Raw genomic sequence first — 15,201 nt, 5'->3', positions numbered from 1 at the left:
ATGAAATAAATGATATTCAAACCGAAAAGAAAAAGATATAATAAATGAAAGTTTGTAAACATTTTTATTAATACTTACTAAACAGGGTGCAGTCTACTTTTTTTAAAAGTCCTTTTTTTTAAAATAAGACTTATTTTAAATTAAACTAGTGTGTAGCAGTAATAAATTTTTAAAATATAAAAGGAGAAAAAATTATGGGAAAGTTTCATGCAATAGCGAGTAGTTTATGAGTGTTTGGAACTGTTAATTTGGCATTTATACCAACTACTAATTTTGTTGATTCAAATGGATACATTGGATTAACAAATATTACATCAACTAGTCAAGATGATTTTATTTATTCTGGACGAATATTGCTTGAATTTATTTATAAATCATCAAATATTAGTAGTAACAGTACAATAAGAGAAATCGAACAAAATATTATTCAAAATAAAGATACCATTTATAATGGTTGAGGTAAAACATGTAATGTTACAATAAATCGAAAGGAACTGTTTGAAATGTCGTTAATCGGTTCAATTGTTAACATTAGTGGTTATGGAATGGAAAGTTGAAAAGAATTTTTTGCGGAAGCATATGCGAAGTGAACAACAACACCAGATGCGATGAAAAATAAGAGTTGAGAAATTTTGAATGAGTTTTTTATTGATATTTATGCGCCCTTACAAAAAAATAATTTTGGTTCACAAATAAGTACGCTTCAAAAGAGCCTTGATTTCATTGACCAGTATCTTGCGTCATCAAAAATTATTTACGATACTAATTTAGCAAAAAAATCATCTGATGCTGTTAATTTAAAATATAGTTCTAATCTTTTTGGTTCTCGTTTTGGGTTACAACAAACAATTGGAGAAGAAGAGAGTTATACTTTTAATGCTCTTAAAACGGCATTAATTATGTGACAATCAAATAAAAATAAGGACATTAAAAATAGTCATTTTCCTATTTTAAGTAGTGTAATATACCAAAATATTATTGCCAATGGATGATGGGATTTATCTGATGAATTAGCAAAAATGATGAATGATTCCTATACGAAAGCCCAAAGGTCATCCCGTAGAAAATATGAAGACTTTATGAGTGCGGCAAAACAAAAGAATTATGCATCATTTGATAAATTAGATCAGACTTTAAAAAATTTAACAAGGTATGAGAATAATTATTATCACCGAAAAGGTAGCACCATTTTCTTAAAAGATAGTGTTCAAGCAGTTCAAGATTATTATCGTTGAAGTGATGATGAGGTTAGGAATTTTGAAAATCAAATTTTGGATTTATTTAATATAACCTATGCTGTAACGGATAATAATTTTAAATATTTCTTAACTGGTTTTATTTTTTCACCATATGCCCGATTGGAAAATCAATCAGAACGGACAGCAGCTTATACAAGTTATTCTTTTGAAAATGCGATAGGAACAAGCAATCAAATTGTTACAACAAGAAAAGCAAATATTGTTATTTCTACTGAAGGAATTGATAATACTATGCGCGGAAGAGTTAGTTCGCAATATAATAGTGGATGATGAAGTGCACCGAATCAATTTTATATTTTAAATCATGAGATGGGACATGCTGTTGATGCTTATTATGGAATGATTAAAGAAGCCCGTAATAATGCACAAGATTATTTTAAAGACATTTTAGATAATATTGGGGTTAGAGGTCAATATTCAGGGAATATTTTTGGTTACGATGATGTTTCTAGTTATAATCAAAAAGTTAATCTTATTAAAATAATTTTAATTGTTATTTTTGGGGTTGTTTGTACAAGTATTATTATTGCTGTTATTTGGGGGGCACGTCGCAAGATGCCACCACAAAACAAAAAAGATTAATAAAAATGCAAGATTGTTGCATTTTTATTTAAAAGCAAAGGAGGAGAAAAATGAGTATTAAGAAGCAAATGACAAAATTTGGATTTATTGTTTCATCATTAGGAGCCGCAATTGGCTTAGGGGTAATTTGAGGGTTACCTGGTTATATTAATAAAAATGGGGGATTTTATTTTTTCTTAATTTATATTTTGGCGATGTTAATTGTTGGGGTGCCCTTATTAATTTTTGAATTTAATTTGGGGAATCTCCGTCGGAAAAGTGTTATTAATATTTTTGATAAGGAAAGTGTGCACTTTAGCCGGTTTATGGGGTGATTTCAAGCGACATTAATGATTATTATTCCGATTTATTATTCAGTACTAGTTGGTTATACGATTATTTCAATTGGGATTGAGTTTAGTCCGACCTTAATTAGTAATGTTGATGGGAATATTTTTAATAATCATATTTTAGAACAGGGCGGTTTTGGCGTCATAAATAATGGTGGTTTTCAATGACTTGTCTTCTTAGCTTTTCTATTTGTGGTCTTGTTAGTTGGAGTTATTTTATTATTTGGAATTAAAGGAATTGAAAAAGTTAATAAATTTTTTATGCCCTTATTATTTTTAATTATTTTAATTTTAGCAATTTATATTTTAACTGTTTCCGGTAGCCACCAAGGATTAGCAACATTATTTTTACCCGAAAATTTAAAAAAATTACAACAAAGTGAAACCTGATCAAGTGTTTTTTCCCTATCCTTTTTTACAACATCATTAGGGATGGGAATGATGATGCGGTTTTCTGGTGTTGGACCGCATAATCAAGATAATGCTTCAAAAGCGTATTTATTGGTAATTGGAATTTTATTTTTATCGATTACTAATTTAATTTTTATTTTTGGCGCATCAGGAGCAATCGTTAATAATTTAGTTACGGATAAAAGTAATATTTTATTATTTCAACAACAAATTGCCGCAAAGTTCGGGAATGATTTAATGGTTTTTGTTTTTAATGTTTTACCCGAAACATTCCACATTATTAATCAGAATACTGCCGTCGGAATTGGAAATTTCTTAGGGGTTTTATTCTTTCTCGCTTTATTTATTGCTGGATTAAGTACAACAGTCGGAAATGTCGAAGTTGTTGTTGATGCGATTGAAACCCAATATGAAATTAGTAATCAAAAAGTAATTTGTGGAATTTGTTCAACAATTATTTTGGTTGGTTTAGCATTAGTTTTTGAAAGTACTTATCAAGTAATTAATTCATTCCAATTGTTAGCAGCGGGGTTAGATTTAATTTTAGTATCGTTAGCCCAAATTATTTTCTTTGTTTGATATGCCAGAAAAATTAATATTATAATAAATTACAATAATCAAGTGTCATGAATTAAATTACGAAAATTATATCAATTAATGATGCATTATTTAATTCCCTTGATTTTAGGGGTTATTATTGGCTTTTCAATTTATGATTTTATTATTAGTTGTACTAAAAATGTGTGATATATTTCAGTCTTAGCGTTTGTTTTAGGAATTTTTGTGCCAGTCTTAGTGGCAAGTCTAAATAATTATTATGGAATAAAACGCGAAAAAGGAGGGGTAAAATAATGTTAGTCACAATTGCTATTGTTGTTTTATTGGTTTTATCAACTTTATTAGCCGTTGCTTTTGGTTTTTTTATTTATAAGGATTGACAACGTAGTCAGCATACATTAGAGGTTGACCAAAAGCTGGCAATGGAAAATAAATTAGAAACGGATTTAGAACCAAGTTTAGATCATAAAACTGATAAAGAAGAGTAGGTTTAATATTTCCTGAATTGTAAATATATTTGGGACATTTTATTGAATATTTTGTATTAAATTCAATGAATTTTTATAATTTAATGATTTTATTGACATTGAATTTATTTTCAATGCTATTTTATTTAAGTAGACTGCACCCTGTTTAGTAAGTATTAATAAAAATGTTTACAAACTTTCATTTATTATATCTTTTTCTTTTTGGTTTGAATATCATTTATTTCATTTTTTAACATCATTAATATATGCCAAATTGTAAAGTTAAGTGCAACTAAATTATTTTTCTAACCAAATATTCGATTGGCGAAAGATAATTTAGTTGCACTTAACTTTACAATTTGGCATTTTTTAAACTTCAATTGATTATCAATATAAATTCTTTCATCTATGCCAAGATGTTTATATCCCATATAAAAACTCCTTGCTTTATTTTTTATAAAATAAACTTAGCATCATAAAATTTTTATATGAGATTTTTTGCAATTTTATTTACTTGCACTTACAAGTATAATTCAGCAATTGTAAAAATCATGAAGCTTTTTTAGTAATTCATACCTAACTTTGTAATAGTTTAAATCTCTTTTTTCAAATGATTCTTTTGGACCTTTATTGGTGTTTAAAATCCCTTTTTTAAAATTTTCATACCATGAAGCAACAGTAGACTGCACCCAAAAAAGTAAGTAAAGAAAAAAAGTCTTTGCTAAACTTTTAAAGGAGGTGCATTTTTATATGGCAAGAAAAGGACAAAAATTTAATAAATATACAGCATATTTTCTACAAAATTAAAGCAAAATTATTCAAAATTAAATTTATTTTTGGTTAAAAAAAGCGTATAATTATAAATAGTGAGAAGATGTTAAAAGATACGATAAGAAAAAATTTTAGCTTGCTTAGATGATCAACATTTAGTGTTAGTTAATGATTTAATTGCCCAATTGTAAGTCTCTCCAACAACATTACGCCGTGATTTAAAGGAAATGGAACAACAAGGTTTATTAAAACGCGTTCATGGTGGGGTTAAATTGCAAAAGGGCCGTTAATTTCGGCTAGAGGAACAATTAAATGAAAAGATTCAACTGCATGTTGAAGAAAAGTATTTAATTGTTCGTTAAGAAGTTGCAAAAATTAAAAACAAAATGTGTCTTTACTTAGACGCTGGGTTGTCAACCTTAGCCCTAATTAAATTGTTACAGTCAGTAGATGATTTAGTAATTATTACTAAATCAATCTTCCATGTTGAATTAGTAACCTTAGCGGGATTTAATGATGTCTCTATATTCCTTTTATTGTCTTAGGTGGTAAGTATAAGCACCAAACAGGGGCTTTAATCGGATGAGAAGAAAATGATTAAAGCGGAAGTTATTAAACGAACAACCAAGAGTTATATTCTTACGGATGAATCAAAATTTAACATCAAATCATTATTAAAATTCACTTCCTGTTCGGAAGTTGAAATCATTACAAGTTCAAAGAAAGGATAGAGAGATAAAAATTATGAAAATAATTGATTATTTTACTGAAACGACAACCGTTTTAAAAACTTCTGCGACAGATAAAATTGAAGTCTTTGCCACATTAGCAGCAGCATTAGTTAATAATGAAACAGTTATTGACCAAGCGGCATTAATTAAGGCTTTAGAAAAACGAGAAACAGAAGGCCCAACGGGAGTTGGTAATGGTTTAGCAATTCCCCATTGTTCAAGTAGCAGTGTTACAAAACCAGCAATTGCGATTATGACATTAGAAAAAGCCATTGATTGACAAAGTTTAGATAATAAACCAGTTGATGTCATTTTTATGATTACAACTCCAGCCGAAGAAGGCGAACAACATTTACATGCCTTGGCAAAATTAGCTGGTTTTTTAGGGAAAAGTAAAGTTGTGAACCAAATTCGAGCAGCAAAAAATTTTGCTGATATTATTACAGCTTTTGACGAACCAATTAATGAGCATGAGATAGTTAAGACTGATGGTCATTATGATATTATTGGGATTACAGCTTGTCCAACCGGAATTGCCCATACTTATATGGCTAAGGAAAAAATGGAAGAAGCCGCTAAAGCAATGGGCTTAACAATTAAAGTTGAAACCCAAGGGCGGAGTGGCAATGAAAATGTGTTAACAGCCAAGGATATCGCCAATGCGAAAGCAATTATTATTGGAATTGATAAAAAAATTATGGGAATGAGTCGTTTGCAAGGAGTTTCTTATTTAGAAACAAGTACAAAAGATGTCATCTACCATGGCTCAAGTGTAATCCAAGACGCTTTAAACGGAAAACGCTTAACAGTTGGTAAAGCTAGCAAAGGTGGCAGTGAAGAAGTTGGAGAATTAAGTTTAAAAAACTTTAAAGATGTTACCAAAAACCTTCTTGGTGGAGTTTCACGAATGCTGCCATTTGTGGTTGCTGGGGGAATTATTTTAGGAATTGGATTCTTATTAGATTCTGGTAATTCTGGTGGTAACTTTGGGGTAACTCGTGATGTTGCTGCTTGATTTTCAGGATTAGGAAAAGTAATCTTTGGAATGATGGTCCCAATTTTAGGAGCTTATATTTGTTACTCAATTGTTGGCCCCCAAGGATTATTGCCAGGGATGACAGCGGGGTTAATTGCGAATGCGCCGGGAATGTTATATGATGCTTCAACCAAAACAGGATGAGCAAACACATGAGGGCGTCTATTCCCAGACTCAGTTTCAAACTTTAACTCAGGGTTCTTTGGTGCCTTGATTGGTGGTTATCTGGTGGCTTTTGTTGTCTATGGATGTCAAAAAGGGTTTGCCCGTTTCCATCCATCATTAAGAGGAGTACGAGATATTGTCTTAATTCCTATTTTAGCAGCCTTAGCAGCCGGAGTCTTAATGTTTGGATTAAATATTCCATTAGGATATTTAAACTGAGGTTTAAGTGAAGGATTAAAAGCCATTGCTGATTATAATTTAAATGCTTTAATTGGAATTATTATTGGGTTAATGATGGCAGCCGATATGGGTGGTCCGATTAATAAAGCCGCCTATGTTTTTGGAACCTTAACGATTGATGCAACGCAAACAGCTTATGCAGGAATTCGTGCAACTAATGGGGGAACAGTCTTTATGGCTGTTGCAATGTTAGCTGGGATGGTGCCACCATTAGCTTTAGCCTTATGTACTAGAATGTTTAAAAAATATTGAACAAAAAAAGATGTTGAACAAGGTAATACAAACTATTTCTTAGCAATCTGCTTTATTACAGAAGGGGCAATTCCATTTGCCGCTGCTGATCCAAAACGAACAATTCCTTCAATTATGGCCGGAAGTGCTATTACCGGAGCGATTGTGAGTGGTTTTGGGGTAACCTTAGCAGCACCACATGGTGGAATCTTTGTCTTCCCATTATTACAAATTCAAGATAATGGTAAAAATTGATTTATGATTGCTAATCATGGTGCTTCAATTGGGGTTGCTGTCTTAATTTCAGTTATTGCCTTAATTATAGGAAGTTTTGTTAGTGTCTTAATTCTTGGTTTTTGAAGAATGCACGATGTTAAAAACAATAAAATTACTTTAGCAGTTTAATTTAAAACATAAAAACCCAACTAGTTGGGTTTTTATAATACTAAAATAAGAACGAAAGGAGTAAAAAAGATGATTTATACATTAACATTAAATCCCGCAATTGATCAAGTAATTGAAGTTCCTAATTTTCAGTTAGGAGAAACAAATAAAGTTGTTAGCGAATATGAGGTTATTGGGGGCAAAGGAATTAATGTTGCAGTGATGCTACAACATTTAGGATATCCAACCACTGCCTTAGGCTTTTTGGGTCACGATAATAAAGAAGTGTTTGAACATTATTTAGCAAAGCAAGATGTTGTTGCTTGTTTTCATGAGGTTGCGGGTAAAACACGAACTAATATGAAAATTAAGAGTTTAGAAATAAAGCAAGAAACCGAATTAAACGGAATTGCTTTTGCAATTAGTGACAATGATATTGCTGCAATATTAACAATTATTAAAACAGAAGTAACAAAGAATGATTGTTTAATTATGTCTGGTTCGTTACCGCAAAATTGTCCATTTGATTTATATCAAAAGATTAGTACTTATTGTTATGAAAATCAAATTATATTCGTTATTGATGCAACAAAAAATGTATTATTATCAACTTTAGGGGCAAAACCATTCTTAGTTAAACCAAATTTAGATGAATTAAATGAATTATTTGGAACCGATTATAAATTTACCCAAAAAGCTAAAATTGTTGCTTTAGGTCAAAAATTACAAGCACAAGGGGCCCAAAATGTTTTAATTAGTAGTGGTAAAGATGGCAGCATCTTAATTACTCCAACAGATGTGTATCTTGGTAATACGGCAACGGGCCAATTAATTAATTCATCTGGAGCTGGTGATTCAATGGTTGCTGGTTTTGTTGGAACTTATTTAACAACTAAGGATTATCAAAAAGCTTTGTTAACTGGAATTTGTGCTGGTTCAGCAACTGCTTTTAGTCCAGGAATTGCTGAACAAGCAGTAGTGGAAAGTTTAAAAAAACAAATTAAGATTACTGTCTTTAAATAATAAAAATGATATTTTTATAAATATGCAATGTTTTAGACTGCACCCAAAAAAGTCTTTGCTAAACTTTTTTGGGTGCAGTCTACTTTGTAAAGATTTCTAAGATATTTAATAAATGTGTAATACAACTTTTTTCGTTAACTTAAAGTTGTGATAAAAAGTTTCTATTTTAAGAATTTAAGATGCTGCCCTTTCTCTGAATTAATTAATAATTATGGGTTTACAAATAAAAAGGGTTGTTTTTTGGAGGTTCATCGTACACGATGCCTTTTCCTCAAAATAAAATTATTAAAACAAATGAAATTTCAACAGAAATTAAAACATTTGTTATAAGTAAAGCAGATAAATTAAGGGATGTTTCTTTTTCAGAATATAAAACTAAATATCAAGACCAAATAATATCATTTTTAATACAAGTATCAGATACAAATTTAAAACCCATTAATAATGTTCAAAATGTATATTTACAAGCATATTATACTAATAATTTAAAATTAAAAATTAGATTTACAAAAGTTATATGGCCAAGGTTTATGGGGGCTGTTGGTTATCCCAGTTGAGGACATAATACTAATTTAACTTTTTTAAATAATTCTGATAATTTAAATTTTACTAATGAAAGCAATAATACAGTTAATATTATAATTAAGCCAAATTAAAAAAGTGCAATTAGCACTTTAGACTGCACCCAAAAAAGTAAGTAAAGAAAAAAAGTCTTTGCTAAACTTTTAAAGGAGGTGCATTTTTATATGGCAAGAAAAGGACAAAAATTTAATAAATATACAGCAGATTTTCGAAAAATGATAGGACAAGAGGTTAAAAATAATAGTATAAGTTTTATTGCAAAAAAATATGCAATTAATAAAAAAACTGTTGCTTCATGGTATGAAAATTTTAAGAAAGGAATTTTAAACACCAATAAAGGTCCAAAAGAAAAAAGAGGAAAAAGAGATTTAAACTATTACAAAGTTAGGTATGAATTACTAAAAAAGCTTCATGACTTTTACAATTAAATAAAAGAAAAATTGTATTTTTTATCAAAGAAAACCTTAATAAATATCCACTAAATTTATTACTTGATATAACAGATTTAAAGCGTAGTTATTGAGATAAATATAAAAATTATTCAAGTAATGGTAAGGATAGTGAACCATTAAAAAATATTGTAAAAGTCTATGAAGAAAATTTGAAACAATTTGGTTATCGTAGAATTACCAAATATTTAAAAGAAGATTATGGCATTGTTTATAATGCTAAGAAAGTATTACGAATTATGAAAGAAAATAATATTCAAGCTGAATATGTAAAGCGTATGCGTAGAAAAATATTAATAAAACAAAATAGAAATAAAAATATCATTAAATATCCTGATTTACTAAATCAGGATATTTAATGATATTAAAGAAAGATTTTCAATTTTATTTACTGATGTAACTTATTTAATTTGAAATGGTAAAAAACATTATCAATCAACAATAATTGATGGATATACTAAAGAAATTATTGATGTAAAATGATCAAAATTTAATAATAACAAACTTGTAATTGATAATTTAAATGCTGCAATTAATAAAATGCCAAATTGTAAAGTTAAGTGCAACTAAATTATTTTTCTAACCAAATATTCGATTGGCGAAAGATAATTTAGTATTTTTCTTGGTCTTTGGTTTAAAGACAATATAAATTTATGAACTGCATTTTTAGTAGTATTTGAAAAATTAAATTTTTTAGGAAATTTTTCTCTAATTAAACCATTAGTATTTTCATTAGTACCTCTTTGTCAGGGTGAATATGCATTAGCAAAATAAATTTTCACATTTAAATTTTTTTCAAGTTGTTGTCAATTAGCAAATTCTTTACCACGATCAAATGTTATAGTCTTAACAAGATTATTTGGAAGAATTGATAAATAATGGCTAATATTTTCGTTAATAACTTTAGTAGTTCTATTTTCAACTAATATTGCTAAAGTAAATCTTGATGTTCTTTCAACTAAAGTTATTAAACATGATTTACTTTTACCTCGTGATGATACTACGGTATCACCTTCTCAATGGCCAAGAGTTACGCGATTATTAACATTAGCATTTCGTTCTTTAATTGATTTACCATTAAATTTACCCCGATTTTCTTGATATTTTCGTTTCTTACCTTTTCTTCTTAAATTTTTATTAGTAACTTTTTCAAGTAATCCAGAATAAATTCAATTGTAAATTGTTTTAAAACTAATAATTCATTCTTTATAAAAATTTTTAATTCTGCCATAAATTTGTTCGGGTGATCAACCTAATAATAATTTTTGTTGTACATATTTTACTAATTCTCTATTTTTAAACTTATGAAAATAAATATGTGATTGTTTTCTATTTTCTGCTTTATTTTGTGCAATTAATGAAAAATAATGATTATTATCTTTATTTCTATTAACTTCTCGAATAATAGTACTAATACTTCGATTAAGATTTTTAGCTATTTCACTAATTTTTATTTTAAACTTCAATTGATTCTCAATATAAATTCTTTCATCTATGCCAAGATGTTTATATCCCATATAAAAACTCCTTGCTTTATTTTTTCTAAAATAAACTTAGCATCATAAAATTTTTATATGAGATTTTTTGCAATTTTATTTACTTGCACTTACAAGTATAATTCAGCAATAAAAAAAGAGCTAAATAAAACAATAATTCATTCAGATCACGGATATCAATATACATCTAAAGATTATAATAGTAAATGTTTAGATAACAAAATTATAATTTCAATGGGTAAAAATTATCATTGTGCAGACAACATTATTATTGAAAGTTTTCATTCATTACTTAAAAAAGGAACAATCCATAATAAAAATTATAAATCTCATAATGAATATATTAATGATGTTAAAAAATGAAATAAATGATATTCAAACCAAAAAGAAAAAGATATAATAAATGAAAGTTTGTAAACCTTTTTATTAATACTTACTAAACAGGGTGCAGTCTATTCTAATAATAATTATAAACTATTTTCTTTAAAAGAGTTTTAGTATTTGATAATGTAGAAGCGGTGAATATTGGTAAGTTATATTGTTTAACTTCTGGATTATTCATCTTTTTAAATATTCATCTTCAAGTAATTTGTTCATTTTTTACTTGAAAATTTTTAATTTCTGTTCGTTCTTGAAAGGGATTAATCCCATTAGCTGTCAATTGTTTTAATAACATTACTTTGTAAATCGTTTTTTCATTAAATATTTTTGGTTTTGAACGAAACATTACTTTAATAATTCGAGCAATATAACTTTCAATGCGACAACCAATATTTTCTTGATATTCTCATTTTTGAATTGCTCCATAGTATGTTCTTAAATAATTAGATATTTCTTGTAACTTTCCTTTCGCTTCTTCGGTTTTAACAAGCTGATAAGCTCATTCAAGGTATTTTGTAACCTTGTTTCAGTTTAATTTTAGAATTGCTTTTCTAATTTTATTAAATAAATAACGTTTATAATATCGTGGACCACGGAGACAATCTTTAATTTTTTTAATAACATGGAAATAAATTCAACATTGATGTGTTTTTCAACCGTTGAAATATATTGTGCACCATCACCAAGCACAATAATTTTAGTTGTCTCGGGTGATTCATAATTTAAGTTAATAAATTCTTTAATTCCTTGTCAGTATTTTTTAGAGTTAATTTTTTTAACTTCATTAGTCATTGTTACTAGAAATTTGACATTATGCATTGTTTTTCGTATTGTTTTAGGATCTTTATAACCAGTATGAAAGACGGTTAAACGGATTCTTTTCTTAATTTTTAATCGTTTTTTGATTTGATAACTAATGGCATTGCGATATGCTTCATCGGTTTCAATATAAATAACCCCATCATGTTTTAGTTTTGTATCTGGTTCATCTAGCATTAGTTCTAACAAATGTTTAATATCAAACCGTTTAATAAGGTTAAAAATTGTTTTTTTTGTTATGTTAGCATTCCGATACATATTACAAATATCTTGATAACTAAAATTTATGCCTAATTTGCTGATTATTTCTAACGAAAAATCATAATCAAGTCGCTGATAACTTTCAATCCCTAATTGAATATCAAGTAAAAAGACCGTTTTTGGTTTTTTTGCCACTTGAAATTCTGGTTTTAAGATATATTTTCGTCGTTTAAAAGTAACTTCACCATTACGAAAAACCAAAGTTCGTTGATAAAATCCTTTTGGAATATAACGTGCTTTGCGTCAGTCCTTATTAAAAATATAGTTATCAATATATTCAAAAATATTTTTAAATATTATTCAAGCTTCAGAACTAATTTCATTGTTTAAATAGGATAATAGTGCTGTAATAGGGATATTGGGGCTAATTTCATTAATTAAATCAATAAAAGAGTTATTATTTTCGTTTAAAAACTCTTGGATTCTAATTATAATATTCATAGGATAGTTTTCTTTCTAATTTTTTTCAAACTTAATTATACTGAAAACTTTCTTTTTTATTTTCCCCAACTTTGGCAACGCAATCTTTTAAAGAAAAATAGTGTCAATATCTAGCAAAAATTTCGCAAAATTATTTAATTAATAATGTTTGTAATGTATATTGATTATTTCAAGGATGATTTGGTTTTGGTTTATGTGCTTTAGATTTGGGAACTTTGTTTTCAATATTTTTAATAGGAACCGGAATGTATTCTAATAAATTATATATTTGATTGTTATATTTTAAATATAATGTTTCATCAAATGCTTTAATTACTGTAATTTTTGTTTTTGAATTAAATACTTTTTTTTATTTACTTACTTTTTTTGGGTGCAGTCTAAAGTCTAATATTGCAAAAAAGTTTGACTTGGTTTAATTTAATCCCCCATAACAGTTAATACTTATCAACTTTATAGTTAGCAATAATCTTATCAAGTTTATGCGATAAGATTTTAGCGTCCGGATCAGAAACAACAATTGCCGCTTTAATCTTTTTATATTCTAAAACGGAAGTTGAAACAATAATAACTTCATTATTAATATCGTTCCCTTCATAATGATCACGTGCTGAAATTCGCACAATGTCATTTGGATAATGAACATATTGTAACCCTGAAACGATTGCATCGCCTTTTGAAGTAATAACCATTAAACTACGATATTTAAATTTCGGGAAAATAATATCAATCGTAATTGCTTGCACAACAACAAATAAATATGAAGCAAATAATGCCGGACCAAAGAAGTATTTAATTTTGTGAATCGCAATATCAACGTCAATTAACCCGCCTTCATCAATTTTAAAGCCAAGTTCTTTAATTTGGTCAATATGGGTCGCTCAATCTTTACCAAAATAAATACTTGTAATTTCACTACGACTTAATAATGTGATGTGAATTGCTAACATTGCAACAATAATAATATAATTAACAATGCGGTTATAGTTCGCAATTGATATTTTTTTCTTAACTGAATAATAGGCAAAAACAAAATCAGTTCCGGCGGTTGAAGATCCCCCTTTATAAACTAATCCATAAGCAATTCCATTTAAAATTCCCGCTACCGCGGCAAACACAAATAATCAAATTTGATACATTCCCCCATAATTAGTAAAAACATTTAAACTACTATAATTAACAATAAAAAATAATTCTTGGGGATTAATAACAGGAATATAAGCAAAAGTAAAGTGGAACCCATTTTGCAAAACAATATAAACAATTGTTCGGAATGAGAACCGAATCCCTACTTTAATAACCCCAAAAATAAATAAGGGAACATTAAAGACAAAGTAAAATATTCAGTACATACTTGTCTGCATTTGTAATTGATTTTGTTCTGGTCAAATTCCAATGGCAATTCCCCGGGCAATGGCCCCAATTCCACTTGGGGTAATCCCGTTACTTGTTGTTGCCGCAATAAAATAATCATAACTCGCCATTCCTAAAAAAGCAGCAAAAATAATATAACCATAATCACGGAATAAGAGTGATTTAAAGTAAGCTTTAAAACGTAAATTAAATTCTGTTCGGGAAATCCGTTCACGACTACGGGTTTTCCGTTCATTTGTTTTTTCTTTCGGATAATTTTCTGCTGTTTTATTTTTTATATTATCAGGGCTAACTCCAGAGTTATTACTATCTCTTTCTTGTTTTAATATGTTTTCTTCATCGTTAACCATTTTTCGTTTTTCCATGCCCTTTCTTAACCTTAATTATTATAAATAAGTATAACACCCTTTAAAAAATAAAAAACAACCGAAATCTTTAATTTTGTAGAAAACTATTGATAAAATAAAAAAAATCATCAATATGACAATTTGAAAACGAATTTGGTGGAAGATTATTATTGTTCTTTAACTTTTTTAGATGTTAAAATATAATACCGTTGCTTGTTGGTTTGGTGTTAAACCTTTGTGTTGGTATTTTCATTTTCAGAGATTTAAATAATTTTGAATGTTAGTAAAACCTAAACCATGATAATGAATTAAGGCTTATCTAAGACTTGCTTGTAATTTACTAACTTTATTTAATTTTCGATAACTGGCATCAGGATTTGTCCTAGTTTTAGTGGCATATAAAGTAGAACTTGTTTGTTTTGCTACTAATAAATATAATGGTTGCATATCAGAAATAATAATGAAATTTTTGTTAATTAATTGTTTATTCATATTTTCAATAATTCACTGTTTTTGTAATCGTTTGGTATTAGTGGATTGAACAAAAATATTATTATTAGTATCAACCGCCATTTGAATACAACATTTAGTGTTAGTGGAAAATGGATCAAGATGAGTTTTTCGTTTATCAAATTTATCTTTAAAATTACCTTTATGGATTTCTTTAATAAATGTTTCATCGATTTGTATTTGGCCATTTAATTTTTTAAATTTTAATTGAGTATTTTCTAATTGTTTTGATGGCATTAATTTTTGACGATTATATCAAGCTGTTTTGGGTGTTGTTTTAATAAAACGGGAAATTACTTTACTAGATTGTCATAGCAATGAAATTTGAATTAATAAATTTCATTGTTCATAATTTAA

The 15,201-nt window shown here is 28.0% G+C and carries 18 protein-coding genes; 10 read left to right on the top strand and 8 right to left on the bottom strand.

The window, feature by feature from the left end:
* Nucleotides 1–194 precede the first annotated feature (194 nt).
* From ACQH23_RS01485 to ACQH23_RS01475, 3 genes are read left to right on the top strand one after another with little or no spacing between them, the layout of a single operon-like run.
* The gene (locus ACQH23_RS01485) at nucleotides 195–1,841 is read left to right on the top strand and encodes a hypothetical protein (protein WP_425378653.1); all 1,647 of its coding nucleotides are present in this window, start codon (nucleotides 195–197) and stop codon (nucleotides 1,839–1,841) included.
* Between the two features lie 50 nt (nucleotides 1,842–1,891).
* The gene (locus ACQH23_RS01480; RefSeq protein ID WP_425378652.1) at nucleotides 1,892–3,433 is read left to right on the top strand and encodes a sodium-dependent transporter; all 1,542 of its coding nucleotides are present in this window, start codon (nucleotides 1,892–1,894) and stop codon (nucleotides 3,431–3,433) included.
* Nucleotides 3,433–3,627 (top strand): hypothetical protein, encoded by a 195-nt coding sequence (locus ACQH23_RS01475; protein ID WP_425378651.1) that lies wholly within the window; start codon nucleotides 3,433–3,435, stop codon nucleotides 3,625–3,627. Before ACQH23_RS01480 ends, ACQH23_RS01475 begins: the two co-directional genes overlap by 1 nt.
* Before the next feature lie 284 nt (nucleotides 3,628–3,911).
* Here the strand turns inward: ACQH23_RS01475 and ACQH23_RS01470 are convergent, their stop codons facing one another.
* Nucleotides 3,912–4,037 (bottom strand): hypothetical protein, encoded by a 126-nt coding sequence (locus ACQH23_RS01470; protein WP_425378650.1) that lies wholly within the window; start codon nucleotides 4,035–4,037, stop codon nucleotides 3,912–3,914.
* A 75-nt stretch (nucleotides 4,038–4,112) separates the two neighbouring features.
* Nucleotides 4,113–4,295: a hypothetical protein gene (locus ACQH23_RS01465; RefSeq protein WP_425378649.1), complete on the bottom strand. Its 183-nt coding sequence runs from the start codon at nucleotides 4,293–4,295 to the stop codon at nucleotides 4,113–4,115.
* A gap of 309 nt (nucleotides 4,296–4,604) precedes the next feature.
* Between ACQH23_RS01465 and ACQH23_RS01460 the strand changes: the two genes are divergently transcribed.
* The 6 genes from ACQH23_RS01460 (at nucleotide 4,605) to ACQH23_RS01435 (ending at nucleotide 9,577) form a co-directional block, all read left to right on the top strand.
* Entirely contained in the window at nucleotides 4,605–4,667 is a 63-nt protein-coding gene (locus tag ACQH23_RS01460; protein ID WP_425379279.1) for a hypothetical protein, read from the top strand.
* Nucleotides 4,668–5,121: 454 nt separating this feature from the next.
* A complete protein-coding gene (locus ACQH23_RS01455) occupies nucleotides 5,122–7,185 on the top strand; it encodes a fructose-specific PTS transporter subunit EIIC (protein WP_425378648.1) in 2,064 nt (687 codons plus the stop codon).
* Between the two features lie 69 nt (nucleotides 7,186–7,254).
* Nucleotides 7,255–8,187 carry a 1-phosphofructokinase gene (gene pfkB / locus ACQH23_RS01450; RefSeq protein ID WP_425378647.1) on the top strand — a complete coding sequence of 311 codons (933 nt, stop codon included), beginning with the start codon at nucleotides 7,255–7,257 and terminating at the stop codon, nucleotides 8,185–8,187.
* 233 nt (nucleotides 8,188–8,420) lie between these two features.
* Nucleotides 8,421–8,843, top strand: a complete 423-nt coding sequence (locus ACQH23_RS01445; RefSeq protein ID WP_425378646.1) for a hypothetical protein — start codon at nucleotides 8,421–8,423, stop codon at nucleotides 8,841–8,843.
* 90 nt (nucleotides 8,844–8,933) lie between these two features.
* Entirely contained in the window at nucleotides 8,934–9,197 is a 264-nt protein-coding gene (locus ACQH23_RS01440; RefSeq protein WP_425377916.1) for a transposase family protein, read from the top strand.
* A gap of 173 nt (nucleotides 9,198–9,370) precedes the next feature.
* Entirely contained in the window at nucleotides 9,371–9,577 is a 207-nt protein-coding gene (locus ACQH23_RS01435) for an IS3 family transposase (RefSeq protein ID WP_425378645.1), read from the top strand.
* Nucleotides 9,578–9,646: 69 nt separating this feature from the next.
* Here the strand turns inward: ACQH23_RS01435 and ACQH23_RS01430 are convergent, their stop codons facing one another.
* Together ACQH23_RS01430 and ACQH23_RS01425 are read right to left on the bottom strand one after the other, a co-directional pair.
* Complete coding sequence (locus tag ACQH23_RS01430) at nucleotides 9,647–9,784, bottom strand: hypothetical protein (RefSeq protein WP_425378644.1); 138 nt, start codon at nucleotides 9,782–9,784, stop codon at nucleotides 9,647–9,649.
* Nucleotides 9,785–10,735, bottom strand: a complete 951-nt coding sequence (locus ACQH23_RS01425; RefSeq protein ID WP_425378643.1) for an IS30 family transposase — start codon at nucleotides 10,733–10,735, stop codon at nucleotides 9,785–9,787.
* Between the two features lie 57 nt (nucleotides 10,736–10,792).
* Between ACQH23_RS01425 and ACQH23_RS01420 the strand changes: the two genes are divergently transcribed.
* Nucleotides 10,793–11,131, top strand: a complete 339-nt coding sequence (locus tag ACQH23_RS01420; protein ID WP_425378642.1) for a hypothetical protein — start codon at nucleotides 10,793–10,795, stop codon at nucleotides 11,129–11,131.
* A 40-nt stretch (nucleotides 11,132–11,171) separates the two neighbouring features.
* Here ACQH23_RS01420 and ACQH23_RS01415 read toward each other — a convergent pair whose 3' ends face one another.
* From ACQH23_RS01415 to ACQH23_RS01400, 4 genes are all read right to left on the bottom strand, one after another.
* A complete protein-coding gene (locus ACQH23_RS01415) occupies nucleotides 11,172–11,441 on the bottom strand; it encodes a hypothetical protein (protein ID WP_425378641.1) in 270 nt (89 codons plus the stop codon).
* 191 nt (nucleotides 11,442–11,632) lie between these two features.
* Nucleotides 11,633–12,616 (bottom strand): UPF0236 family transposase-like protein, encoded by a 984-nt coding sequence (locus ACQH23_RS01410; protein WP_425378640.1) that lies wholly within the window; start codon nucleotides 12,614–12,616, stop codon nucleotides 11,633–11,635.
* Between the two features lie 434 nt (nucleotides 12,617–13,050).
* Complete coding sequence (locus ACQH23_RS01405) at nucleotides 13,051–14,352, bottom strand: YitT family protein (RefSeq protein ID WP_425378639.1); 1,302 nt, start codon at nucleotides 14,350–14,352, stop codon at nucleotides 13,051–13,053.
* Between the two features lie 297 nt (nucleotides 14,353–14,649).
* A complete protein-coding gene (locus tag ACQH23_RS01400; protein WP_425378638.1) occupies nucleotides 14,650–15,162 on the bottom strand; it encodes a hypothetical protein in 513 nt (170 codons plus the stop codon).
* Nucleotides 15,163–15,201 lie beyond the last annotated feature (39 nt).

Source organism: Spiroplasma endosymbiont of Polydrusus pterygomalis (genome assembly GCF_964030635.1).
In the GTDB taxonomy this organism is placed as follows: domain Bacteria; phylum Bacillota_I; class Bacilli_A; order Mycoplasmatales; family Mycoplasmataceae; genus Spiroplasma.
This window is presented reverse-complemented; position numbering and strand designations above follow the sequence as displayed.